We start from the raw sequence: 22,804 nt of genomic DNA, 5'->3' as shown, positions 1-22,804 counted from the left end.
CGGTTTTGCAGGTTATCGGGTCAGGCGAGGTGCCAGTGGCGGTAGCGCCGCTCGATGCGGCGGAAGACGAGGCTTTCGGTGATCCAGGCGGTCATGCCGATGATGGCGACGCCCAGCAGCACCTGGGTGGCGTTGCCGATCTGGCCGCCCATCGCCACCATCCAGCCGATCCCCTGCGAGGCGCCCAGCATCTCGGCGGCCACCAGCGCCCGCCATGCCTGGCTGAAGCCGATGCGCAGCGCCGCGGTCAGAAAAGGCAGCGAGGCCGGCAGATAGACGTAACGGATCAGCTGCCAGCGCCGGGCGCCCAGCACGCGGGCGGCGCGCAGGTTGCCGTTGCGGATGGCGAGGAAGCCCTCCTGCACCGTCACCGCCATTGGGAACAGGGCGGCGACCACGATCACCATGGTGATGGCGACATAGCCCAACCCGAAGAAGATCATCGACAGCGGCGCCCAGGCGATGGGCGGGATCGCCATGAACAGGCCGGTCAGCGGGGCGGAAAAGGCGCGGAATCCCTGCGACAGCGCGCCGGCCAGCCCCAGTGCCAGCGCGCCCAGCACGGCGACGGCGAAGCCGCCGGCCTCGCGCAGCAGGCTGGCGCCGACATGGGCGGCGAGCTGGCCGCTGTCGAGCCAGCGCACCGCCTCCGCCGCCACCGCCCAGGGCTGCGGCAGGACGTAAGGCGGCAGGTTCCAGGCGGCGACACTCCAGACCAGCAGCAGCGCCGGGAAGGCCGCCCAGCCGTAGAGCCGGGTCTGCATCAGCGGCCCGCCCGGCGGAGATAGGAGCCGTCGACGATGTCCGCCGCCTTCATCGGCGCCGGGATTAAGCCGAGTACCAGCGAGCTGTCCATCAGCCGCTGGATGAAGGCGAGGTCGCTGTCCTCCAGCCGATCCGACCAGCCCAGCCGCTTGCGCGCCTCGGCGGCGACGGCGGCCGGGGCGATCTCCGTACCGTCGGCGCGCTTCACCGGCTCCAGCTTGAACGCCTCGGCGATCAGGGCGTCGCCCTCGGCCGGGTGGTCGGACAGCCAGGCGATGGCCTTGGCATGGGCGCGCAGCAGCTTCACCACGTCGTCGGGACGGTCGGTCAGCGTCTTCTTCGGCGCCATCACCACATACCAGGGATAGCCGGGCAGCGCTTGGTTGACGTCGAACAGCACATGCGCGCTCCCCCGCAGCACCTGCTGGCTGATGAAGGGTTCCCAGGTGAAAGCGGCATCCACCGTGCCGCTGTCCAGCGCGGCGTTCATGTTGCCGACCGGCATGGAGACCACCGACAGGTCGCGATCGGGGTCGAGGCCGGCCGCCTCCTTCAGCACGGCGCCGCGCAGCAGCACGTCCATCCCGCTGCCGCGCGCCACCCCGGCGACCTTCCGTCCGCGCAGATCGGACAGCTTGGCGATGGCCGGGTTGTTGGCGATCACCGCCGCCTGTCCGTAATTCACCTTGGCCAGGATGCGGCTGTCCAGCCCGCGCGCCGCCCATTGATAGACCGGCGGTGCGCCGATATAGGCGACGTCCAGCTCGCCGGCGGCGAGAGCCTGCTGGATGACCGGCCCGTCGCCGAAGGGCTTGGCGTCCACCGTCAGCCCCTCTTCGGCATAGAAGCCCTTGCGGTCGGCGACCAGCGCCGGGGCGTTCGCCATGGCGAAGACCCAGCCGACCCGGAGCGGCCGGATGTCGCCCGTGGTGGCGGCCCCGGCCGGGGCGATGCCCGCAAGCAGGGCGATGGAGCCGTAAAGGGCGGCGGACAGCGCCGCGGCGAACATCCGGTTCATGCGCGAAATCCTTTCGGTCGGGGGCTGGTCGGACTCTTCCGCAGAACCGCTCACGCCGCGGCGACGATGGCGGAAATCCGCTCCAGCAATGTGTCGGTCAGGGTGGTGAAGCGCTCCAGCCGCCGCGTCTCGCGCAGGCGGCGCGGGCGGGGCAGGTCGATGGCCAGTTCGCTGTGGATGCCGGCCGGCGCGATGTCGAGCAGCACGACGCGGTCGGCCAGGAACACCGCCTCCTCCACGTCGTGGGTGATGAACAGGACCGTCTGGCCGAGCCGGCCGCACAGCCGAAGCAGTTCCTCGTTCAAGGTGGCGCGGGTGATGGCGTCCAGCGCGGCGAAGGGTTCGTCCATCAGGAGCAGGCGTGGCTCCAGCACCAAGACGCGGGCCAGCGCCACCCGCTGCTGCATGCCGCCCGACAGCTGGTGGGGGAATTTGCCAGCCGCGGCCTCCAGCCCGACCAGCGCCAGCGCCGCCATCGCCTTGTCCCGCTGCTCCGCATCCCGCAGCCGGCCCGTCATCCGCAGGCCGAAGCGCACATTGTCGAGCACGTCGAGCCAAGGAAACAGCTGCGGCGACTGGAAGACATAGCCGAGCGCCGGCATTTCCGGCGTTACCGTCTCCCCGTCAATGGTGATGCGGCCGGAGCTGGGCGGCAGGAAACCGGACAGCAGGTTCAGCAGCGTGGTCTTGCCGCAGCCGGACGGGCCGAGCAGCGCCACGAACTCTCCCGGCCGGGCGGTCAATGCCAGCGAGCGGAACACCGGGTGCGTGCCGTCATAGGAGAAATCGACGCCGTCGACCTGGAAGGCGGCACCGCCGGAGCGATCGCCGGACAACGCACCGATGCGGCTGTCGGACGGAGATGTCAAGATTTCACAGTCCATATCCGTTTTATCTCTCCGATCAACCGACTCAATTCGATAATACAATATAATACATATTATAAAATACATGACAACTAGGGAATTGAATCGGATTCACGCAGCCGGCATCGCGACGGTGTCGAGGCTTGAGCCATCCGGTCGCCGGTGGCATCAAGGCGACCTCGGTCCGCTGACCGGGTCGATCGATCAGGGAGGGACGCCAGGGTGCCCGTGGTGCGAGACAACGCGACGGCGCTGTACCGGCAGATCGCCGACCGGCTGCGCGACGAGATCGCCGCCCGGCTGTTCGAGCCGTCGGGGCGGCTGCCGACGGAAAGCGAGATCGGGACCCGCTTCGGCGTCAGCCGGGTCACCGTCCGGCTGGCGCTCGACCGGCTGGAGGCGGACGGGCTGATCGAACGCCGCAAAGGCAAGGGCACCTTCACCGCGGGCAAGCGCGTCCAGCATCCGCTCGACCGCCTGCGCAGTTTCCACGAATCCCTGCGGCTTCAGGGGCTGGACGCCACGATGCGGCCCTTGTCGGCGCGGATCGTCGCGACGCCGCCGGAACTGCGGGAGGATTTCGGTTCCCACTGCCTGGAGGTGTGCCGTCTGCATCTGGTGGACGGCGAGCCGGTGGCCCTGGGCCGCAGCCTGCTACCGCCGGCCCTGGGGCCGGTCGACTGGCAGGCGGCCGGGCACAGGCCGATCTACGGCATCCTGCAGGACATCGTCGGCAAGCCGGTCGGCGGCGCCGACATCGAGGTAAAGGCGGCAGCAGCCGAGGCGGAGGTGGCGGCGACGCTCGGCCTTCCGGTGGGCGCGCCGGTGCTGGTGATGGACCGCCGTTCCGTCTTCGTCGGCGGCGGCTGCGCCGACCGTTCGGTGTTCCACATCCGGCCCGAGCGCTACAGCTTCATTCTTTCCCACCGCTGGGAGGGGTAGGGTTCGGCGGTGGCCGGCGCCGCTCCGGCAATCACTTCACTGGTTATGGCCTTAGCGGCGATGATCGACCCGTCGCGACAGCCACTCGCCGCCGAACTGCACCGAGGTCACCAGCACGATCAGGATCACGATGATCTCGAACAGCACCTGGGTTTCGTAGCGTTCATAGCCGTAGCGGATGGCGAGGTCGCCCAGGCCGCCGGCCCCGACTGCCCCCGCCATCGCCGAGGCGTTGATCATGGCGATCACGCAGACCGTCATGCCGCCGATCAGGCCCGGCAGCGCCTCGGGCAGGATGACGTGACGGACGATGTGCCAACGGTGGAAACCCATGGCGCGGGCCGCCTCGATCAGTCCATGGTCGATCTCGTTCAGGCTGACCTGGGCGACGCGGGTGTAGAAGGCGATCAGGTGGATGCTGAGCGGAACGACCGCCGCCCAAATGCCCAGCGTCGTGCCGACGATCAGCCGGGTGACGGGCAGCAGCGCCACCAGCAGGATGATGAAGGGGATCGCCCGGAAGACGTTCACCACCACCGACAGCCCTTTGTTGAAGCGCTGCCGCGGATAGAGGCCGCCGGGGGCGGTAGCAACCAGCAGCAGGGCCAGGGTCAGGCCGCTGGCGATGGCGATAGTGACGGACACTCCGACCATCGTCAGCGTTTCGCCGAAGGCGCGCAGATAGCGGTCAAACATCGTCGGCGACATAGCCGAGAACCTTCCAGCTGTCGGGGGAGAAGCGGGAGCCGGCGGCCGAGCGCATCGCCGCGACGGGAACGGCGATCACGAGGTCGCCCTGGGCATGGCCCTGGATGCGGTCGATGCCGCCATGCAGCAGCCTGGCATCCGGGGCGAGCGCCAGCAGGCTGGCGAGCGAGATGCCGTCGGGGTGGCTTTCGCCGGTGAAGCGCAGCGACAGCACCGCCTGCCCGCCGCCCTGCGCGGGCGGATCGGCTTGCAGCCGGCGGGCGATGTCGTCGGGCAGCCCGTGCCGGAGCGGGCGCAGCAGGGCGCGGGTGGCGTCGCCCTGCGGGGTGCCGAACACCAACCAGACCGGTCCATGCTCCACCCGGTGGCCGCGGTCCAGCACCATCACCTCGTCGCAGATGGCCCGGATCACCGCCATGTCGTGGGTGATCAGCACGATGGTCAGCCCCAGCGTGGCGTTGATGTCGCGCAGCAGGCCGAGGATGGCGTGGGTGGTCTCGGGGTCGAGGGCCGAGGTCGCCTCGTCGCACAGCAGGATCTCCGGCCGGTGGACCAGCGCGCGGGCGATGCCGACGCGCTGCTTCTGTCCGCCGGACAGCTTGGACGGATAGACATCGGCCTTGTCGGCCAGCCCGACCAGATCCAGCAGCTCGTCCACCCGCCGGCGGACCTCGGCGGCGCCGACCCCGGCCACCTTCAGCGGTAGCCCGACATTCTCCCGCACCGTCTTGGCCGACAGCAGGTTGAAATGCTGGAAGATCATGCCGATGCGGCGGCGCAGGCGGACGAGATCCTCCTCGCCCAGCCCGCCGACGTCGATGCCGTCGACCAGCACGCGGCCGCCGCTGGGCCGCTCCAGCATGTTGATCGCCCGCAGCAGGGTCGATTTGCCGGCGCCGGACCGGCCGATGATGCCGAAGACGCTGCCGCGCGGGATGGCGAAGGACACCGCCTGCAGCGCCTCCACCCCGCCGGGATAGGTCTTGCGCACGCCGTCGAACAGGATGTGCGGCGAGGACGGGTCGGGTAGGGCGGTGGGGGCCGGATCGGCCGCCGCCACGTGCCCGGCCATATGCGCGGTCGCGCGTTTCCACAGCATCGCTGGTTTACCTTTTCTGCCGGGTTGGGCGGGTCATGGCGATGCGGCCGTTCAGAAGGCGGGGATCAGGATGCCCGCCAGTTCCTTCTCGATGTGGGCGCGGACCTCCGGCGACTGGAAGGATTCCACCAGCGGCTTGACCCACGGCGCGTCCTTGTCCTGCTCACGCACGACGATGATGTTGACGTTGGGATTGTTGTCGCGCTTCTCCTGGGCGATGCCGTCGCGCGCGGCGTTCAGCCCGACCTGCGATCCGAAGCTGGAGATGATCGCCGCGGCGTTCAGATCCTGGTAGGAGCGGGCCAGAACCACCGACTTCACCTCGACGATCTGCAGCTTGCGCGGGTTCTCCTTGATGTCGGCCAGGGTGGCAGTCTGGTTGAAGGCGTCGAAGCCGTCGCGCAGGCTCAGCAGCCCTTCGTCGCGCAGCACGATCAGCGCGCGGCTCTCGTTGCTGGGATCGTCGGGGACACCGACCCTGGCGCCGTTCGGCAGATCCTTCAGCGACTTGTATGTCTTGGAATAGAACGCGATGGGCGACAGGTAGGTGTTGCCGACCACGGCCAGCTTGTAGCCGCGTTGGGCGATCTGGTCGCGCAGGAAGGGGATATGCTGGAAGGCGTTGGCCTGGAGGTCGCCGGTGTTCAGCGCCTCGTTGGGGCTGAGGGAGCCGGCCATCACCACCGGCTCGATCTCAAGCCCGCGCGGCTTGGCCACCTTGGCGACGATCTCCCAGATCGGTTCGCTGATGCCGCCGCGGATGCCGACCTTCAGATGGATGGGATCGGCAGCCCAAACCGTGGTGGCGGCGAAAACGGCACCGAGTGCGGCACCGATGGACAGGGCGCGCGCGATGCGCCCGAAAAAACGACCCGTCATGGCGGACATTGCTCCGGAGTCTTCAATGTATCAGACGTCGGCTGCCGCGATTTCCGGCTGCCGGTGGGAGATGGTGGAGACGACCTCCTGCGGGCGGCGCAGCAGGTTCAGGATCGGGCAGGTCCGTTCGACGGTCGCGTGAAGCTCCGCAATGGCCTCCGCGTTGGCGGGGGAGACGATGTGGATGGTGTAGCGCAGGTTCTGCGGATAGACCGGGATATGTTCGAAGCCCGGCTTGCCGCCGCGCGGATCGAACACGCCCTCCACCTCGACCTCCAGGCTGTCCAGTGACACGCCCAGCTCTGCGGCCTGGATCAGGGTGATGTGGGTGACGCAGCTGCCCAGCACGCCGAGCTGGAGTTCCGGCGAGGTCGGTCCCAGATCGTAGCCGGCGAAATTGGGCGGGGCGTCGCTGACCACCTGATGGTCGCGGATGCGGATGCGGCGGATGCCGCTGCGCCCCTCGGCGCTGACGTGGGCCGACAGGGTCGGCGGCTCGAAGCCGGGCTGCGCGATCCGTTCCTTGATCGCCAGATGGGCGATGCGCTTCTGGACCAGATACTCGTTGAGCGTGCTCATGGACGCACCTCTTGCAGGGGGGATTTGACGGCGCCGCGCGTCTGGGTGACGGCGTCGAGCGCCTGGAGGATGTCCTCGCGGATGTCGGGCAGGTTCTCCAGCCCGATGGACAGGCGGATCAGCCCGTCGCCGATGCCGTGGCGGGCGCGCTCCTCCGCGCTGTAGGTGGCGTGGGTCATGCTGGCCGGGTGTTGGACCAGTGTTTCCGCGTCGCCCAGGCTGACCGCGCGGGTGGCCAGCACCAGCCGGTTCATGAAGCGGATGCCGGCCTCCAGGCCGCCGTCGAGTTCGCAGGAGACCAGCCCGCCGAAGCCGCTCATCTGGCGGCGGGCGATGTCGTGGCCGGGGGAGCCGGGCAGGCCGGGGTAATCGACGCGGCGCACTGCGGGATGGTCCGCCAGCAGCGCCGCGATGGCGGCGGCCGAGGCGCTGTGGCGCTCAACCCGCAGTTCCAGCGTCTTCAGGCCCCGCAGCAGCAGGAAGGCGGTCAGCGGCGCGATGGTGGCGCCGGTCAGGTAGCGCAGACCATGGCCGCGGATGCGGTCGATGATCGCCTTCGCTCCCACCACCACGCCGGCGATCAGGTCGCCGTGTCCGCCGAGGAACTTGGTTGCGGAATGAACCACCAGATCGGCGCCATGTTCGATCGGCCGTTGCAGCACCGGGGTGGCGAAGGTGTTGTCGACCATCACCAGGGCACCGGCCGCGTGAGCCTGAGCGCTCACCGCCGCGATGTCGATCACCCGCAGGTTCGGGTTGGCCGGCGTTTCGAAATGGACCAGCGCCGGGCGGAGCGCCAGGGCGCGGGCGAGGTCGTCGGGGTCGGTGAAGTCCGCCACCTCGACCCGGATGCCGAAGCGGGTCAGCCCGCGGGTGAACAGTGCATAGCTGTTGCCGTAAAGCGTGTGGTCGATGACCACCAGATCGCCCGCCGACAACAGCGTCCATAAGGTGGCGGAGATCGCCGCCATGCCGGATGCGACCGCCAGCCCGGCCTCCGCTCCCTCAAGGTCGGCGATGCGGGCCTCCAGCACCGACTGTGTCGGGTTCTTCGTCCGGCCATAGATGTAGCCTTCCTTTTCGCCGCGGAACAGCGCCGCCCCGTCCTCCGCCGTTTCGAAGGCGTAGGTGGAGGTCATGAAGACCGGCGGGGTCAGGGCACCCTGTTCGCTCGCCGGGTCGTAGCCGAGATGGATGGCGCGCGTGGACAGTCCGCTCCAACGGCCGCGGTTCGACGTGTGATCGGTCATCGATGGAAATCCGAAGGCTGTGCAGTTTCATTCGTGAAATTCTGCTAAAGAATACTTACACAATAGGAAAATGAGATCAATTGTGGAATTGTCTGTTTTATATCGATAAATAGCAAATAAAAATTGTGCATTATGAGGTCCACCGGCACGCGCGCCTCGGTGTTCGTACCAATGTCGCGGCTGGCTGCCGAAAGTGGTGCGATCAATCTCTGGCAGGGCTTCCCTGAAGGCATAGAGGCGGCCTGTGACCGCTCGTCCGCCTTTCCTGCCATGAGGCAAGGCTTCGCCTGACCCATTCGCTTACGGGATATTTAAACATTTTAATCATGTTAAACATACCATTATATGTCTATTAAACTAGTTGACAATACAACCCTGAGGTCATAAAACATTCATAAATCCGTAAAATTTGGAGGCGTTCGTGAGCGCTATAGGCATCATTGCGACTGTAGGTCCCGTCTCCGCCAATGCCGAGACGCTGGAGGCGCTGAAAGCCGCCGGGATGACGGTTGCACGCTTGAACGGATCGCACGGCGATCTCGCATGGCATCGGGACACCATCCGGCTGCTCCGCGAGGTTCTGCCTGACGTTCCGATCCTTCTCGACATCCCTGGCCGGAAAATCCGAACGACCCAGCTCGCCCACGAGCCGAGCTTCAAGGCAGGGGACATCCTGGTCCTGACCACCGACACCGACCATGACGGCAGGGCAAAAGTGCCGGTGAATTTCGACGGCCTGCACCGGCAGCTCCGCTCCGGTGTCCGGCTTTATGCGGACGACGGGACCTTGTCCTTCACCGTCGACAGCGTCCAGGGACGCGACATCCATGTGCGCGCCCTGGGTGACGGGAAACTGCGGAGCCGCAAGGGCATCAATGTCCCCGATGTGGTGTTGGGCCGGGAACTGGTGACCGATAACGACCGCAGGATGGTTGGCTTCGCCAAGGAGAATGGCGTTGACTATATCGGCATCAGCTTCGTCGAAAGCGCCGAGCATGTCGAGGCGATCCGCGAGTTGATCGGCGGCTTCCTGCCACGGATCGTCGCCAAGGTGGAGAACCAGGGTGGTCTCGATCATGTCGAGGATGTCGCCCGCGCCACCGACGTCATCATGATCGACCGGGGCGACCTGTCGGTGGAAACCGATGTCGACAAGGTCTCCATCTTCCAGAAGAAGATCATTTCCGTTGGCCGCTCTTTCGGAAAGCCGGTGATCGTCGCGACGGAACTGCTCCACACGATGATCGACAACCCCTATCCGACCAAGGCGGAGATCGCAGACATCACCAACGCCGTGATCGACGGCGCCAGCCTGCTGATGCTGTCCGGCGAAACGGCAATCGGGCGCTATCCGGTGGAGGCCGTGTCGCGTCTGAAAAGCATCTCCGAAGTCGCGCGCGGCCATATCCTGTCCGAGCGGCTGACGGCCAAAGCCGGCGCCGAAACCGGAAACGAAATCGGCCGGGCTGTACGGGCACTGACCAGGACGCTTCCCGTCGACAAGATCGTCGTGCTGTCCCGCAGCGGCTATGCCGCCGGCCTGGTCGCCGCGGCCTCGATCGAGCAGCCCGTCGTCGCCGTCCACTCCGATGTCGCCGTCGCCCGCACGCTGAACCTCGTTCCCGGGGTCCGGGGCGTGCATGTTCCGGATCTGGCTTGGCGGGAACTGGACGCGGCACCCGACCTGCTTCGTGAGCTGTCCGACCGGCAAATCCTCGATCCCGACGACGTGGTGCTGATCGTGGGCGCGAACAACGGCGATGACCGGCAGTATCTCAACAGCTTCCAGACATTCCGGCTGGGCGGCCTGGACCGGACCTCGCCGGCCGGCAACGGGCGGATGATCGCAGCGGCTTGAAAAGCCGGCCGTTACGCGAATCTCGACAAGCCGGAGGCATCGTATGGATCAGGCTCTTTTGATCGCGTCCGTCATCAGCGTTTTCGCACTCGTTCAATCGGTCTTCGGCATGGGGCTTCTGGTGTTCGGAACCCCGACTCTGCTCGTGCTCGGGCTTCCCTTCTCGGATGCGCTCGGCTGGCTCCTCCCCGCATCCGTCGCCATTTCCGTCATTCAGGTCTCCGGCGACGCAAAGCATGCGCAGGCCGTCTGGAAGGGTGGCAAGCCGCTTCTGTGTATTGTCCCCCTCGCGGCAAGCCTGGGGATCGTCCTGCTGTTCGATTTCCACACGAAGATCGACCTCGTGATCGGTCTCGTCATGATCGCCGCGTCGGCCATACGCGTGAATACCGCTCTGCAACAGCGCATCGGGCGCATGATCGACCGGGCGGAACGGACCTATCTGGTCGCAATGGGTATCTTGCATGGCTTCACCAACATGGGCGGCGCCCTTCTGTCGGTTTATGCAGCATCGATCAACGGGACCAAGCACGCCGTAAGGGCAACCGTTTCCGTGTATTACCTTTTCTTCGGGATGGTGCAGATCGCCATGCTCGCGGTCCTGCGGCCCGAAGCGCTCGGCTACCACAGCTTGGCGGCGGCGGCCACCGCGGCCTTCGTTTACGCCGTCGCCGGCCGGCTGGTCTTCCATCGTGCTTCCGCCGTCGCCTATGAGCGCGCCGTCACCGGGTTCATTGCCGTCTACGGCGTTGCCGTGCTCGCAAAAGCCAGCCTGTAGCCGACCGGAAAGTCATGAAATGTTGGAAATCGTAACCGCGCTCGTGCCCATCTTCGTCCTGATCGTCATGGGATTTGCCCTGCGTCACCGCGGGTTGGTTGCCGACGAATTCTGGCTTCCCTGTGAGAAGCTGAATTACTTCTGTCTCTTCCCGGCGTTGATGTTCAGCCAGATCGCGACGGCGTCGTTCGGTGGACTGTCGTTGCGCCCAATGGCGATGACGCTTTTGGGCGCCGTCCTCGTCGGTGGTTCCATCCTTTATGCATGGCGTCTGTTCCATCCACAACCCGGCCCGGTCTTCTCGTCCGTCCTTCAGGGCGCGCTGCGGCCGAACACCTATGTCGGAGTTGCCGCGGCCACCGCGCTCTATGGACAATCCGGACTCACCGTGACCGCCGTCGCGATCGCAATCATGATTCCGCTTCTGAATGTCGGATCGATCGTCGTGCTGGCGATCCATGGAAAGGATGGTCCGGTCGACAAGGGCCGTCTGGCCAAAACGATCCTGACCAACCCGGTCATCCTGTCGGTGCTGGCCGGGGCGCTGGTGAACGGATCGGGGCTGCCGGTCCCGAAAGCCATGGCCTCGGTCCTGACAATCCTTGGCGGCGCCTCGCTTCCCCTCGGCCTCCTCGCGGTGGGAGCCGGTCTCGACATGACGGCCGCTCGCGTTTCTCGTGGACCGGTGATGCAGTCGAGCGTCGTCAAGCTCGCCCTGGTGCCGCTCGCCACCTACGCCATCGGAAGCATGCTCGGCCTGCGTGGTGTCACATTGAGCGCAGTGGTCCTGTTCAATGCCTTGCCCTGCACCCCATCGACCTACATCATGGCCCGCATCCTCGGTGGGGATCACCGCGTCGCCGCTGGCATCATCAGCATCCAGACGGCGCTTGCGGCAGTTTCCATACCGGCCCTGCTGGTTGCCCTGACGTGGCCGCAGGCATGAAGCCGACGATGACGCTTGCCGTGGTTTCGGACATACACGGCAATCTGCCGGCGCTCGACGCCGTGATCGACGACATCGCGTCTTCAGGTGCCGATCTCGTCGTCAATCTCGGAGACTCTCTGTCCGGTCCGCTGTGGCCGAGCGAAACCGCCGACTTGCTGATGGCGCTCGGCTGGCCGACCCTCGCGGGAAACCATGAACGACAGATGCTGACGGCGGGGACCGGCGACCCCGCCACCTCCGACGGCTTCGCTCTGTCCCGGCTCCGCCCGGATCAGAAGGCATGGCTGGCCGGATTGCCCGGCCATATCGCTCTCGCATCGGATCTTCTGCTGTGCCACGGGACCCCCGACAGCGATACGGCGTATTGGCTTCACCGTGGCCGGCCCGGAGCGATGCGAAAGGCGACGGTCGAGGAAGTCGCCGCATTCGCGACAAGTCATCGGCTCGCGCTGTGCGGGCACACCCATGTTCCCCGCACGGTCACGCTGCAGAATGGCAGGATCGTCGCCAATCCCGGCAGCATCGGCTTGCCCGCCTATGACGATGACGGAAACGATCCGGATATCGCCGAAGCCGGCGGCCCAAGAGCGCGTTACCTGATTGCGCATCGCCACGCCCAAGGCTCGTGGAGCATCGAGTCCAGAAGCGTGCCCTACGACTTTGAACGGGCTGCCCGGCAGGCTGAACGCAATGGGCGGCTGAGTTGGGCATATGTTCTGAGAACCGGACGCATATGGACGGCCTGAACGCAACGTCGGCCTATCCGGTCGCTGAACCCGCCGTCACCGCCGTGCCGGCACGCCTCATGGGCGGTTGACGAAGCGCGGCGGCTGGAAGGCGCGGATTGCCGGCAAATGGCCGGTGAAGCGCTCGATCTCCACCAGGGCGCTCTGGGCCGAACAGCCCTGGGCAAGGGCCGAGGTGCCGGTGTCGGGCGTCACCATGTTGGGATTGCCGTGGGCGTCGAGGCTGCCGTCGGTGGCGGGATCGACCGGATCGTACCAGGCGCCGGTGGCGATCTGCAGCACGCCGGGCCGGATGCCGTCGGTCAGCACCGCGCCGGCCAGGAAGGCGCCGCGCCGGTTGAACACCCGTACCACCTCGCCATCGCCGATGCCGCGCGCCGCCGCGTCGTCCGGATGGATGCGGATCGGCTCCCGCCCGGCGATCTTGCTCTCCCGGCTGACCGCGGCATGGTCGTACTGGCTGTGCAGGCGGGTCGCCGGCTGGCAGGACAGCAGATGCAGCGGGCCGTCGTCGCCGGCCAGCCCCGGATGCTCCGCCGGGTCGCGCCACACCGGATGGCCGGGGCAGTCGGGTAGGCCGAAACCGGCGATGGTGGCGGAGCCGATCTCGATCCGGCCCGACGGGGTGGGCAGCGGCGATCCGTCGGGGTCGGCGCGGAAGGCTTGCAGCAGGATTTTCTCCGGCTCGACCAGGGGGATTTCGGCAAGCCCGGCCGCCAGGAAGCTGCGGAAGTCCGGCAGCGGCACCGGGGCGTTGAACCGGCATTCCTCATAGAGCCGCTCCAGCCACTCCTCGGTGGTCAGGCCGCCGGTGAAGTCCGCTTCCACCCCCAGCCGGCGGGCAAGCCCGGCGAGGATGGCGTGGTCGTCGCGCGCTTCGCCGACCGGATCGAGGGCGCGGGCCATCCACACCAGAAAGCGGTCGCCGGTGGCGCCGCCGATGTCGTCGCGCTCCAATGCTGTGGTCGCCGGCAGCACGATGTCGGCGAATTTCGCCTGGGCGGTCCAGAAGGGGTCCTGGACGATGACCGTCTCCGGCCGCCGCCATGCCTGGACCAGCCGGTTGATGTCCTGATGGTGGTGGAAGGCGTTGCCGCCGGCCCAATGGACCAGCCGGATGTCGGGATAGCGCCGTGTCTGCCCATTGTAGCGGTAGGAGGCGCCGGGGTTGAGCAGCATGTCGGCGATGCGGGCGACCGGGATGGCGGTGTCCACCGGGTTGCGTCCCTGCGGCAGCCGTGGCCCGGTCACCCGGCGCCGGCCCGACCCCATGGTGTTCATCACCGAATAGCCGACCCCCAGCCCGCCGCCGGGCGTGCCGATCTGGCCCAGCATCGCCGCCAGTGTCACCCCCATCCAGAAGGGCTGTTCGCCATGCACCGCCCGTTGCAGCGACCAGGCGAGATTCATCATGGTCCGGCTGCCGGCCATGCGGCGGGCCAGCGTCACGATGGTCTCCGCCGGCACGCCGGCGATGGCGGCGGCCCAGCCGGCATCCTTGGCGACGCCATCGGCCTCGCCGGTCAGATAGCGGTGAAACCCGTCATAGCCGATGGTACAGCGGGCGAGGAATTCGCCATCCGCCAGCCCGTCCGCCACCAGCGTGTAGGCGAGGCCGAGCATGAAGGCGGTGTCGGTGCCGGGCCGGATGGCGATCCACTCCGCGCCGGGCACGTCGTCGAGGTCGTGGCGCACCGGGCTGACATTGACGAAGCGGACACCGGCCGCCGCCAGCCGGCCCAGCGCCGGCTTGACCAGATGGTCGCTGGCCCCGCCCGATCCGACCTGGGCGTTGCGGGCCGGCAGGCCGCCGAAGGCGACGAACAGCTCGCAATGCTTTTCCAGGCTGGTCCAGGCGGTGTGGGACAGCATCAGGTCGTCCATCGACGCCAGGATGCGCGGCATCAGCACCCGCCCGGCGCCCAGGCTGTAGGTGTCGCTGTGCGCCGTATAGCCGCCGATGCAGTTGAGGAAGCGGTGAAGCTGGCTCTGGGCGTGGTGGAAGCGGCCGGCGCTGGCCCAGCCATAGGAGCCGCCGAAGATGGCGGCGTTGCCATGGTCCAGCCGCACCCGGTCCAGCTCGCCGGCCGCGAGGTCGAGCGCCTCGTCCCACGACACTTCCACGAACGGTTCGCGTCCGCGCCCGTCGCGCGAGGCCGGACCATGGCGCAGGAAGCCTTCGCGCACCGCCGGGCGGCGGATGCGGGCGGGGGCGTCGATGCCGTCGACCACCGACCGGCCGATGGTAGACGGCGCCTCGTCCCACGGGGCCGGGTCCAGCGCGGTCAGCCTGCCCTCCGTCACCCGCGGCCGGTAGACCCCCCAATGCGTCGCGGTGAAGCCGTCCCCGCCGCCCATCACAGCGCCGCCAGATGGTCGGCGACCCTGACCGGTTCCGGCAGGATGCGGCGGGCGACCAGCCAGTCGGCCGCCTTCTGGAGATCGCCGACGAAGGTTGCGTCGCTGACCGGATAGAGCCGGTACTGCCGCTTCAGCGCGATGTAGCCGTCGCGGATCTCGTCGCGATAGCCGGCCTTGGCCTGGACGATGGTTTCCGCCTCCACCGTGTTCGCCGAGGCCCAGGCCGCTTCGGCGGTGAAGGCCGCGTTGAGGGCGCGGATCAGGGCCGGATTCTCCTGGGCGAAGCGGCGGCGGGTCAGGTAGCTGGTGAAATCGATCTGGAAATCGAGGTCGCGTTCCTCCTGGAAGATGTCGTGCGCCTTGTACTCCAGCCGGGCGATGTCGACGCCGGGGCTCCACATCGACCACGCGTCCACCTTGCCCGATGCCAGCGCCGGGGCGGCGTCCGGCGGGTTGAGATGGACGAAATTCACCTTCGAGCGGTCGACGCCGTGCTTTTCCAGCGCCGCCACCAGCAGGAACTCGCCCAGGCCGGAGCGGTTGACCGCGACCGACCTGCCGACCAGATCGGTGACCTTGTCGATGCCCGAGCCGTCCTTGGCGATGATCGCGGTGGTGCGCGGGGTGTAGTTCAGGAACAGGCTGAAGACCAGCGGTGAGCCGGCGATGATCGCGGCCAGCGCCGGGGTGGTGCTGCCCCCGAAGCTGAAATCGGCGGTGCCGCCGGTCACCGCCTGCAAGGTCGGCGCATGGTTGGGGAAGGGACCGAGCCACTCGACCTTGATGTTGTCCTTCGCCAGGGTCTTCTCCAGCTCTCCCCGCTCCTTGGCGATGAAGGCCAGACCGGAGAATCCCCAGGTCAGGCGGATGGTGTCGGTGTTGCGGCCCTCGCCGGTCTGGGTGGCGGCCCGGGCGGCCGGCAGGGTGCCGGCCAGCGGATCGAAGCCGCCAGCGAGGCCGGCAGCGCCGGCGCCGATCAGCGAGCGGGCGAGGAAGGCGCGACGGGTGGTGGGGGAGCGGAACGGATCGGTCATCGGAAGGCTCGTTCGGTCGGGCATTAGGTTGGGCGGATGTGGCAAGACGGGGATCGGTCAGGCGGCGGCGCTTCCCTGCACGCCCAGCTCCGCCAGCAGCAGCGCGCGGAAGCGCTGGGGATCGGCGGTGGTTTCCGGCAGATGTTCGGCGGCAATGACGCCGTCCCGCATCACCAGGATGCGGTCGGCCAGCCGGATCGCCTCCTCCACGTCGTGGGTGACCAGCAGGACGCCCGGCCGGTGGCGGGCCACCAGCTCCTTGACCAGCCCGTGCATGCGGATGCGGGTCAGCGCGTCGAGCGCCGCGAAGGGCTCGTCGAGCAGCAGAAGCTCCGGCTCCTGCACCAGCGCCCTCGCCAGCGCCACGCGCTGGGCCTGACCGCCGGACAGGTTGCGCGGCCAGTCGTCCAGCCGGTTGCCCAAGCCCACCTCGGCCAGCGCCGCCGCCGCGGCCTCGCGCGCGCCGCGCTCCGGCAGGCCGAGCGAGACGTTGCGCCACAGGCTGTCCCAGGGCAGCAGGCGCGGCTCCTGGAACACCACCGCCGGCTTGCCGGGAGCGTCGATGCGGCCGCCCTGGATCGGATCCAGCCCGGCCAGCGCCCGCAGCAGTGTGGTCTTGCCGCAGCCGCTCTCGCCCAGCAGGGCGACGAACTCGCCGCGCTCGATGCGCAAATCCAGCGCGTCGATCACCACGCGGCGGCCATAGGCCCGGCGCAGGCCGGTGACGGTGACGGCGGGGCCGGCGTCCGAGATGGTAAGGGTGCTCATCGGGCGGCTCCATAATTCGGATGCCAGGCCAGCAGGCGGCGCTCCAGCAGCCGGGCCATGCTGTCGGCCAGCACGCCGATCAGGGCGTAGATGACGATGGTCAGCACGATCACGTCGGTGCGCAGGAACTCGCGCGCGTCCATGGCGAGGAAGCCCAACCCAGCCTGCGCGCCGATGGTCTCCGCCACCACCAGCGCCAGCCATGCCGTCGCCAGCGCATAGCGAACGCCGGTGAGAATGGAGGGCAGGGCGCCCGGCAGGACGATCCGGCGGATCAGCAGTGCGGTGGACAGGCCACGCACCCGGCCCAGCTCCAGCAGCTTGGGATCGACCTGCCGGATGCCGAGGGTGGTGTTGATGTAGACCGGGAAGGCGACGCCCAGCGAGACCAGGAAGATCTTCTGCCCCTCGCCGACCCCGAACCACACAATCACCAGCGGCAGCAGCGCCAGGAAGGGGATGGCGCGGATCATCTGCACGCTGCGGTCGACCAGCGCCTCGGCCAGCCGGGAGAAGCCGACCAGCGTGCCGAGCGCGAAGCCGATGCCGCCGCCGATGGCGAAGCCGGCTGCCGCCCGCAGCAGGCTGGTGCCGAGGTCGCGCAGCAGCGTGCCGTACAGCGTCAGCTTCCAGGCGGTGGCCACCACCTTGCTGGGCGCCGGCAGCACCTGCGGCTCGACCCAGCCGATGCGGGCCAGCCACTCCCACACCGCGATCAGCAGGACCGGTGCGATCCAGGACAGGGCGACATGGGCTCTCGTGCCGATGCGGTGCGGTGGATCGGAGATCGGGCGGCGCACCCGTTTCGCCGCGGCCGGTGCTTGCGGCGTGGCGGCGCGGCGGACGCCGAAACTGCTGTCGAGGCTGCTCATGCGGGATCTCCACGGCTGGGCAGGGCGGCTTGTCGAGGAATGAGGAGTCGATTTGGCGCCGGTCGCGGCGGCAGATGGCGTGCCCGGCGATGGCATGGCCGGGCGGGAAGGCGGCGCGCCGGACAGGCGGGGCAATCAACCGATCCCAGCCTGATTTAATCTACTAAAACAGTCAACAAATAAAATATATAACACATATCATATTTGTATATTTTGTCGCCCTCGGCGGCAGCGTCACGCATAGCGTGACGCCGGCCGGTCCAGCCCGAGATGGTCGCGCAGCGTGGCCCCGCCATACTCGCGCCGGAACAGGCCGCGCCGCTGCAATTCGGGCACCACCAGCGTCAGGAAACCGTCGACGCCGCCCGGCAGATAGGGCGGCATCAGGACGAAGCCGTCGGCCGCCTGTTCCGTGACCCACTGTTCCAAAATGTCGGCGACCGTCTGCGGCGATCCGGCGGCGACGGCGAAGGATAGGCTCTCGACATAGGCCGCCCCGACCTCGGCGACGGTGGCGCCGCGCTCCAGCGCGTCGGCGATCACCCGCTGGAAGCGCCCGCGGCTGCCGGTGATGACGTCGCGCAGATCGGGGAAGGGGCCGTCCAGCGGATGGCGCGACAGGTCGTAATTCATGCTGCCGGACATGAAGGTCAGGCCGGCCACCGGATCGATCAGCGCGCGCAGTTCGGCGCGGATGTCTTCGGCCTCGGCATCGCTGCGCCCGACGATCGGCATGATGCCGGGCAGCACCTTGACGCTGCCAGGCGGGCGCCCGTTGGCGGCGACCTGGGCCTTGAAGACGGCATAGGCCCGCTTGGCGCCGTCGAGATCGGGCTGCACGGTGAAGACCAGATCGGCCTGCCGGGTGGCGATGTCCTGGAAGGTGCCGGACACGCCGGCCTGGATGACGACGGGATGGCCCTGCGGCGGCCGTTCGACGTTCAGCGGGCCGCGGACGCGGAAATGGCGGCCCTCATGGTCGATGTAATGGACGCGGCGGTCGTCGGCGAAGCGGCCGGACTCCTTGTCCGGCTGGATCGCGTCCTCCTCCCAGCTGTCCCACAGCTTGCGCACCACGTCGATGAACTCGTCGGCGCGCTCATAGCGGCTGGCATGGTCGAGATGGGCGGCGCGCCCGAAATTGCGGGCCTCGCTGTCGCTGACCGAGGTGACGGCGTTCCACGCCGCCCGTCCGCCGCTGAGATGGTCGATGGTCGCGAACATGCGGGCGACGTGATAGGGCTCGGCATAGCTGGTGGACACCGTGGCGCCCAGACCAATCCGGCCGGTGGCGCCGGCCAGCGCCGCGATCAGCGTCAGCGGTTCGGGCCGCGCGTTGGGACGGCGGGCGACGGTGGCCGCCACCCCGCCGCCATAGAGATCGTCGAGGCCGAGCTTGTCGGCAACGAACAGCATGTCGAGCTTGGCGGCTTCGGCCTTCAGCGCCAGCTCGCGGTAGAAGCCGAGGTCGAACGGGCGCACGGTGCCGGCGTCGGGGTGACGCCAGCCGCCGGCGTGCATCCCGGCCTCGGTGCAGAACAGAGCCAGATGCATCGTGGTCTCGTCGGTCGGAAAAGGGAAAGCGGTCGGAAAGGAAAGGGCGGCCGCGGGGCTCAGCCGGCGCGGGCCGATTGCGCCAGCAGGCCCGCGTCGAGGGCGAAGCTGCGGTCGGCATGGGCCGCCGCGGTGAAGGGCTTCTGGATCACGCCGATGCCGGTGTAGAAGTCGGCGGTGGTCTGCAGGTCGGCGACGATGCCGTCATCCACCGCCACCGGGCGGAAACGCTCCAGGTTGAAGGCGGCGACGGCGATCTCCGGCGTCACCTTCACCAGATCGCCCCAGATGCGGGCATACTGCTCGACATTGCCGAGCGCCCAGATGCGAGCAGCGGCGACGCGGGCGACATAGTCCTGCAACAGCGCGCGCTTCTGCGCGATGGCGACGTCGGTGGCGCTGATGAAGGCGTTGTTGTTCAGCAGGCCGCGGCCATCGACCAGAACCCTGCCGGTGCCGGCGACCACCTCCTGGGCGACATAGAGCGTCCAGATCGCCCAGGCATCCACCGTGCCGCTGGAAAAGGCCGATTTCGCTTCGGTCGGTTGCAGGAAGGCCAGCGTGACGTCGTTCACCGACAGGCCGTTCACCTTCAGCGCGGCGACCACCAGATAATGGCCGATGGAACCGCGCACCGCGGTGATGGTCCGCCCCTTCAGGTCGGCCACGGTGCGGATGGGCGAGTCCTTGCGCACCAGCAGGCCGATGCAGCCGGGATCGGAGCGGGCGGCGGAGATGATCCTGGCCGGCAGCCCGTTGGACAGGGCGAAGGCATGGGCGGCATCGCCGGCGAAGCCCGCATCGATGGCGCCGGCGTTCAGCGCCTCCAGCACCGGGGCCGCGGCCGGGAAATCGGCGAACTCCAGCGTGTAGGGGATGTCCTTCAACTGGCCGGAGGCCTCCAGCAGCGAGCGGATGGTGGACCGCTGGTCACCGACCTTGAGGATGTCTCCGGCAGCGGTGGCACTGGTGGCGGCGAAGGCCGGGCGGGACAGCAGCGGCGCCGCCAGGGCGGGGGCCAGCAGTCCGGCGGCGGCTTTGCCGGCTCCGCTCAGCAGGCGGCGGCGCGACAGGGTGGGCGGACGGTGCGTGGTCATCGTTGAAAATCCAGTTCGGGGAAAGCGGTGGCGATGTCAGGACAGGGCCCGGGCACGGGCGAAAATCTGGTCCATCCGCCAATGTTCGTTGGCATAGCGCGGGTCGCCGGCCCATTCGTCCCAGCCGGAGTCGCGGCGGTAGCGGCCGCGCTGGCCCGAGCGTTCGACCTCTTCGGCGCTGACCGCGGCCGGCGTCTCGCAGTCGGGATCGACATAGAGCGCGTCGGGCTGGCAGTAGAGTTCGCACAGGAAGCAGGTCTGGCAGTCCTGCTGCCGGGCGATGACCGGCGGCCCGCCGCGGACGGCGTCGAAGACGTTGGTCGGGCAGACGCGGACGCAGACCTGGCATCCGGTGCAGCGGTCGGCGATGACGAGGCTGATCATGCGGCACCTGCCTGGGGGACGACGGGGTGTTCGAGAGGCTGGGGGGCCGGGCCCTCGAAGCGGGACCACAGCCGGTCCAGCCCGCCGACGGTCAGGCGCCGGGCCAGAGCCGGGTGGCTGGCCGGGGCATCGACGCGCAGATGCATGCCGCGGCTTTCCGGCCGGACGAGTGCGGCGCGGGTGCACCAGCGGGCGACGGCGGTCAGGGCGGCGCTCTCGCGCGCCTGTACCGTCTCTCCGGCCGTGGCCGCCCCTTCGCCGTCCAGATGGTCGCGCAGGTCGTTCCACACCCCCTCCAGCCGCGACAGCGAGCGGGCCAGCGCCGGGCCGCGGCGGAAGATGGTCTTGTCGTAGGGCAGCATCTCGGCCTGGACGGCGGCGGTGACGGCGCGCGGATCGACCGCGGCGGCGTGGCGCGCCGGGCGCAGTCCGGCCTGTCCCAGCGGACGGGCAGCAGTGTCGGTGCGCCGGCCCTGGCGGGCCGCCCGCGCCGCGGCGGCGCGTCCGGCGATCACGCCCGACGATAGCGCCCAGGCCGCCAGGATGGCGCCGCCGCCCGACACCGCCCCCGCCACCGGCTCGCGCGTCGCGGCATCGCCGACGACGAACAGCCCGTCGGCAGCGGTGCCGCAGTCGTCGTCCGCCAGCCGGATGCCGCCGGATCCGCGGATGGTGCCCTCCGGCCGCAGAAGCACGGGAAAGCGTTGAGTGAAGGGATCGGCACCGCCGCGGTCGAAGGGCAGCATCATGTTGGGCTGCACCCGGCGCAGCCGCTCGCGGATGTCCGCCGGCATGCGGTGCAGGCTGCACAGCACCGGCCCGTCCAGCATGGCGCGGGCCAGCGTCCGGGTGGTGTCGCCGGGCGGCACGGCGATCTCCCGCCCCTCGCCGTCGTAATAGGTGGCGAAGGCGAAGGACATCGACCGGGTCATGGTCGAATGGGCCGGCGCCACCGTGTGGTAGGTGGAAAACTCCATGCCGGAGAAATCCACCCCGGCCTCCGCCGCCATCAAATGGCCGTCGCCGGTGTTGGTGTGGCTGCCGAGAAGCCGCGACTTGAAGGCGCAGCCGCCGGTCGCCAGGATCACCGCCCCGGCGCGCACCGTCCAGGCCTCGCCCCGCTGGCGGCGCAGGCCGCGCGCGCCGACGATGGTCCCATCGGAGTCGGCCAGCAGTTCCAGCGCCGGACTCTGGTCGAGGATGCGGACGCCGAGCCTGTGGATCTTCCGGCGCATCGCCCGCAGATATTCCGGCCCGCGCAGGCCACGATACTGCACCGTTCCGGCCTCGTCGGTGGAAAAGTCGTAGACATCGGCGATGGTCGGCAGGGTGGTCCAGGTGATGTCGAGGATCCGCTCCATCCAGGCCGGATCGGCGATGCCGCCGGCAATCGCCATGCGCTGGCGGATCGCCTCGGCCCGCGCGTCTGGATCGGGGGGCACCCACCAGTGGCCGGGACCAGAGGTGGCGGCGACCCCGCTGGCGCCGCAATAGCCCTTGTCGGCCAGCACCACCCTGGCCCCGGCCTGTGCCGCCGCCAGCGCCGCCCAGGTCCCCGACAGGCCGCCGCCGATCACCAGCACGTCGGCGGCGATGGGCGGCAACTCCGCGATGGGCGGAGTGGTCGATCCCTGGATGTTCGGCATTTCTGTGAAACTCCGCCGCTTCGATGCATCTGTGTGTTGTTTCTTACAATACCGCGGCGGCACCCCGTCAATTTTGGAATGCTCATGATTTCATTGAGTTTTTCAAATGAGTCGGATGCCGGCGGCCCTGGCGGGATCAATAATAACACCAAAAAAAATGTATAAGAAAAACACAAAACACTATCTTTACAGTAGGAATAAACAGTGATTAAGCTATGTCCTTACGGTGAATGCGGGGCGCCGCACATGACCCCCAGAGAGGCCCGAACCAGGAGACACCAGGCATGCCGTTCCGTCCGTTGCACGACCGCGTCGTCGTCCGCCGTGTGGCGCAGGAGGAGAAGTCGAAGGGCGGGATCATCATCCCCGACACCGCCAAGGAGAAGCCGCAGGAGGCCGAGGTGATCGCCGTCGGTCCCGGCATGCGCGACGACCAGGGCCGCATCCACCCGCTCGACGTGAAGGTCGGCGACCGCGTGGTCTTCGGCAAATGGTCGGGCACCGAGATCAAGGTGCAGGGCGAGGATCTGCTGGTCATCAAGGAATCCGACATCGTCGGCGTGGTCGAGCCCGCCTGACGCCCGCCCAGGCAGACCTGCCCGTTTCCGCTGGAACCCACCCAAAAAAGACTTCGATAAAAAGGACATCGTC

At 68.2% G+C, this 22,804-nt stretch carries 22 protein-coding genes; 6 read left to right on the top strand and 16 right to left on the bottom strand.

The annotated features are described in order from the left end of the window. Nucleotides 1–20: 20 nt before the first annotated feature. From JHL17_RS00910 to JHL17_RS00900, 3 genes are read right to left on the bottom strand one after another with little or no spacing between them, the layout of a single operon-like run. Entirely contained in the window at nt 21–764 is a 744-nt protein-coding gene (locus JHL17_RS00910; RefSeq protein WP_200190172.1) for an ABC transporter permease, read from the bottom strand. Then, nucleotides 764–1,783 (bottom strand): ABC transporter substrate-binding protein, encoded by a 1,020-nt coding sequence (locus tag JHL17_RS00905; RefSeq protein WP_200190171.1) that lies wholly within the window; start codon nt 1,781–1,783, stop codon nt 764–766. Before JHL17_RS00905 ends, JHL17_RS00910 begins: the two co-directional genes overlap by 1 nt. A gap of 50 nt (nt 1,784–1,833) precedes the next feature. After that, a complete protein-coding gene (locus JHL17_RS00900; RefSeq protein WP_247893234.1) occupies nt 1,834–2,652 on the bottom strand; it encodes an ABC transporter ATP-binding protein in 819 nt (272 codons plus the stop codon). Between the two features lie 219 nt (nt 2,653–2,871). Between JHL17_RS00900 and JHL17_RS00895 the strand changes: the two genes are divergently transcribed. Further along, nucleotides 2,872–3,591 carry a GntR family transcriptional regulator gene (locus tag JHL17_RS00895; RefSeq protein ID WP_200190169.1) on the top strand — a complete coding sequence of 240 codons (720 nt, stop codon included), beginning with the start codon at nt 2,872–2,874 and terminating at the stop codon, nt 3,589–3,591. Nucleotides 3,592–3,642: 51 nt separating this feature from the next. On the opposite strand, the gene JHL17_RS00890 is transcribed toward JHL17_RS00895, so the two are convergent. From JHL17_RS00890 to JHL17_RS00870, 5 genes are read right to left on the bottom strand one after another with little or no spacing between them, the layout of a single operon-like run. Beyond that, on the bottom strand, nt 3,643–4,299 hold the full coding sequence (locus JHL17_RS00890) for a methionine ABC transporter permease (RefSeq protein WP_200190168.1): 657 nt from the start codon (nt 4,297–4,299) through the stop codon (nt 3,643–3,645). Next, nucleotides 4,280–5,398 (bottom strand): methionine ABC transporter ATP-binding protein, encoded by a 1,119-nt coding sequence (locus JHL17_RS37550; RefSeq protein ID WP_200190167.1) that lies wholly within the window; start codon nt 5,396–5,398, stop codon nt 4,280–4,282. The genes JHL17_RS00890 and JHL17_RS37550 overlap by 20 nt, the downstream gene beginning before the upstream one ends. Nucleotides 5,399–5,449: 51 nt before the next feature. Next, nucleotides 5,450–6,277, bottom strand: coding sequence for a MetQ/NlpA family lipoprotein (locus tag JHL17_RS00880; protein WP_200190166.1), 828 nt, complete (start codon nt 6,275–6,277; stop codon nt 5,450–5,452). Nucleotides 6,278–6,307: 30 nt separating this feature from the next. Next, nucleotides 6,308–6,856 (bottom strand): OsmC family protein, encoded by a 549-nt coding sequence (locus JHL17_RS00875; RefSeq protein ID WP_200190165.1) that lies wholly within the window; start codon nt 6,854–6,856, stop codon nt 6,308–6,310. Further along, the gene (locus tag JHL17_RS00870; RefSeq protein ID WP_200190164.1) at nt 6,853–8,106 is read right to left on the bottom strand and encodes a trans-sulfuration enzyme family protein; all 1,254 of its coding nucleotides are present in this window, start codon (nt 8,104–8,106) and stop codon (nt 6,853–6,855) included. The genes JHL17_RS00875 and JHL17_RS00870 overlap by 4 nt, the downstream gene beginning before the upstream one ends. A 421-nt stretch (nt 8,107–8,527) precedes the next feature. On the opposite strand from JHL17_RS00870, the gene pyk reads away from it, so the two are divergent. The 4 genes from pyk to JHL17_RS00850 are packed head-to-tail and all read left to right on the top strand — an operon-like array spanning nt 8,528 to nt 12,437. After that, nucleotides 8,528–9,964, top strand: coding sequence for a pyruvate kinase (gene pyk, locus JHL17_RS00865; protein WP_200190163.1), 1,437 nt, complete (start codon nt 8,528–8,530; stop codon nt 9,962–9,964). A 43-nt stretch (nt 9,965–10,007) separates the two neighbouring features. Further along, nucleotides 10,008–10,742, top strand: coding sequence for a TSUP family transporter (locus JHL17_RS00860; protein ID WP_200190162.1), 735 nt, complete (start codon nt 10,008–10,010; stop codon nt 10,740–10,742). A 19-nt stretch (nt 10,743–10,761) separates the two neighbouring features. Continuing rightward, entirely contained in the window at nt 10,762–11,688 is a 927-nt protein-coding gene (locus tag JHL17_RS00855) for an AEC family transporter (RefSeq protein ID WP_200190161.1), read from the top strand. After that, on the top strand, nt 11,685–12,437 hold the full coding sequence (locus JHL17_RS00850; RefSeq protein WP_247893232.1) for a metallophosphoesterase family protein: 753 nt from the start codon (nt 11,685–11,687) through the stop codon (nt 12,435–12,437). The genes JHL17_RS00855 and JHL17_RS00850 overlap by 4 nt, the downstream gene beginning before the upstream one ends. A 57-nt stretch (nt 12,438–12,494) precedes the next feature. Here JHL17_RS00850 and JHL17_RS00845 read toward each other — a convergent pair whose 3' ends face one another. From JHL17_RS00845 to JHL17_RS00810, 8 genes are all read right to left on the bottom strand, one after another. After that, nucleotides 12,495–14,795 (bottom strand): molybdopterin-dependent oxidoreductase, encoded by a 2,301-nt coding sequence (locus JHL17_RS00845; RefSeq protein WP_200190160.1) that lies wholly within the window; start codon nt 14,793–14,795, stop codon nt 12,495–12,497. Further along, on the bottom strand, nt 14,795–15,832 hold the full coding sequence (locus tag JHL17_RS00840) for an NrtA/SsuA/CpmA family ABC transporter substrate-binding protein (protein ID WP_200190159.1): 1,038 nt from the start codon (nt 15,830–15,832) through the stop codon (nt 14,795–14,797). Before JHL17_RS00840 ends, JHL17_RS00845 begins: the two co-directional genes overlap by 1 nt. A gap of 57 nt (nt 15,833–15,889) precedes the next feature. After that, on the bottom strand, nt 15,890–16,600 hold the full coding sequence (locus JHL17_RS00835) for an ABC transporter ATP-binding protein (RefSeq protein WP_200190158.1): 711 nt from the start codon (nt 16,598–16,600) through the stop codon (nt 15,890–15,892). Then, nucleotides 16,597–17,472: an ABC transporter permease subunit gene (locus JHL17_RS00830; protein ID WP_200190157.1), complete on the bottom strand. Its 876-nt coding sequence runs from the start codon at nt 17,470–17,472 to the stop codon at nt 16,597–16,599. Before JHL17_RS00830 ends, JHL17_RS00835 begins: the two co-directional genes overlap by 4 nt. 234 nt (nt 17,473–17,706) lie before the next feature. Next, nucleotides 17,707–19,026 (bottom strand): LLM class flavin-dependent oxidoreductase, encoded by a 1,320-nt coding sequence (locus tag JHL17_RS00825; RefSeq protein ID WP_200190156.1) that lies wholly within the window; start codon nt 19,024–19,026, stop codon nt 17,707–17,709. Nucleotides 19,027–19,085: 59 nt separating this feature from the next. After that, complete coding sequence (locus tag JHL17_RS00820; protein ID WP_200190155.1) at nt 19,086–20,123, bottom strand: ABC transporter substrate-binding protein; 1,038 nt, start codon at nt 20,121–20,123, stop codon at nt 19,086–19,088. Between the two features lie 36 nt (nt 20,124–20,159). Next, complete coding sequence (locus tag JHL17_RS00815; protein WP_200190154.1) at nt 20,160–20,507, bottom strand: 4Fe-4S dicluster domain-containing protein; 348 nt, start codon at nt 20,505–20,507, stop codon at nt 20,160–20,162. Then, complete coding sequence (locus JHL17_RS00810) at nt 20,504–22,153, bottom strand: FAD-dependent oxidoreductase (RefSeq protein WP_200190153.1); 1,650 nt, start codon at nt 22,151–22,153, stop codon at nt 20,504–20,506. The genes JHL17_RS00815 and JHL17_RS00810 overlap by 4 nt, the downstream gene beginning before the upstream one ends. Nucleotides 22,154–22,437: 284 nt before the next feature. On the opposite strand from JHL17_RS00810, the gene JHL17_RS00805 reads away from it, so the two are divergent. Then, nucleotides 22,438–22,731, top strand: coding sequence for a co-chaperone GroES (locus JHL17_RS00805; protein WP_200190152.1), 294 nt, complete (start codon nt 22,438–22,440; stop codon nt 22,729–22,731). The last annotated feature ends 73 nt before the right edge of the window (nt 22,732–22,804 follow it).

The sequence above is a fragment of the Azospirillum endophyticum genome, assembly GCF_016595245.1.
Lineage (GTDB): Bacteria > Pseudomonadota > Alphaproteobacteria > Azospirillales > Azospirillaceae > Azospirillum > Azospirillum endophyticum.
Note: the sequence above shows the minus strand (reverse complement) of the source record. Positions and strands in the feature narration are given on the sequence as shown.

What these genes read in the sequence shown, in the direction of transcription:
- JHL17_RS00840 (WP_200190159.1), bottom strand. Translation starts at nt 15,832, where the DNA reads ATGACCGATCCGTTCCGCTCCCCCACCACCCGTCGCGCCTTCCTCGCC.
- JHL17_RS00870 (WP_200190164.1), bottom strand. Translation starts at nt 8,106, where the DNA reads ATGACCGATCACACGTCGAACCGCGGCCGTTGGAGCGGACTGTCCACG.
- JHL17_RS00810 (WP_200190153.1), bottom strand. Translation starts at nt 22,153, where the DNA reads ATGCCGAACATCCAGGGATCGACCACTCCGCCCATCGCGGAGTTGCCG.
- JHL17_RS00820 (WP_200190155.1), bottom strand. Translation starts at nt 20,123, where the DNA reads ATGACCACGCACCGTCCGCCCACCCTGTCGCGCCGCCGCCTGCTGAGC.
- JHL17_RS00855 (WP_200190161.1), top strand. Translation starts at nt 10,762, where the DNA reads ATGTTGGAAATCGTAACCGCGCTCGTGCCCATCTTCGTCCTGATCGTC.
- JHL17_RS00805 (WP_200190152.1), top strand. Translation starts at nt 22,438, where the DNA reads ATGCCGTTCCGTCCGTTGCACGACCGCGTCGTCGTCCGCCGTGTGGCG.
- JHL17_RS00905 (WP_200190171.1), bottom strand. Translation starts at nt 1,783, where the DNA reads ATGAACCGGATGTTCGCCGCGGCGCTGTCCGCCGCCCTTTACGGCTCC.
- JHL17_RS00890 (WP_200190168.1), bottom strand. Translation starts at nt 4,299, where the DNA reads ATGTCGCCGACGATGTTTGACCGCTATCTGCGCGCCTTCGGCGAAACG.
- JHL17_RS00825 (WP_200190156.1), bottom strand. Translation starts at nt 19,026, where the DNA reads ATGCATCTGGCTCTGTTCTGCACCGAGGCCGGGATGCACGCCGGCGGC.
- JHL17_RS00815 (WP_200190154.1), bottom strand. Translation starts at nt 20,507, where the DNA reads ATGATCAGCCTCGTCATCGCCGACCGCTGCACCGGATGCCAGGTCTGC.
- JHL17_RS00910 (WP_200190172.1), bottom strand. Translation starts at nt 764, where the DNA reads ATGCAGACCCGGCTCTACGGCTGGGCGGCCTTCCCGGCGCTGCTGCTG.
- JHL17_RS00860 (WP_200190162.1), top strand. Translation starts at nt 10,008, where the DNA reads ATGGATCAGGCTCTTTTGATCGCGTCCGTCATCAGCGTTTTCGCACTC.
- JHL17_RS37550 (WP_200190167.1), bottom strand. Translation starts at nt 5,398, where the DNA reads ATGCTGTGGAAACGCGCGACCGCGCATATGGCCGGGCACGTGGCGGCG.
- JHL17_RS00875 (WP_200190165.1), bottom strand. Translation starts at nt 6,856, where the DNA reads ATGAGCACGCTCAACGAGTATCTGGTCCAGAAGCGCATCGCCCATCTG.
- JHL17_RS00845 (WP_200190160.1), bottom strand. Translation starts at nt 14,795, where the DNA reads ATGGGCGGCGGGGACGGCTTCACCGCGACGCATTGGGGGGTCTACCGG.
- JHL17_RS00835 (WP_200190158.1), bottom strand. Translation starts at nt 16,600, where the DNA reads ATGAGCACCCTTACCATCTCGGACGCCGGCCCCGCCGTCACCGTCACC.
- JHL17_RS00830 (WP_200190157.1), bottom strand. Translation starts at nt 17,472, where the DNA reads ATGAGCAGCCTCGACAGCAGTTTCGGCGTCCGCCGCGCCGCCACGCCG.
- JHL17_RS00880 (WP_200190166.1), bottom strand. Translation starts at nt 6,277, where the DNA reads ATGACGGGTCGTTTTTTCGGGCGCATCGCGCGCGCCCTGTCCATCGGT.
- JHL17_RS00850 (WP_247893232.1), top strand. Translation starts at nt 11,685, where the DNA reads ATGAAGCCGACGATGACGCTTGCCGTGGTTTCGGACATACACGGCAAT.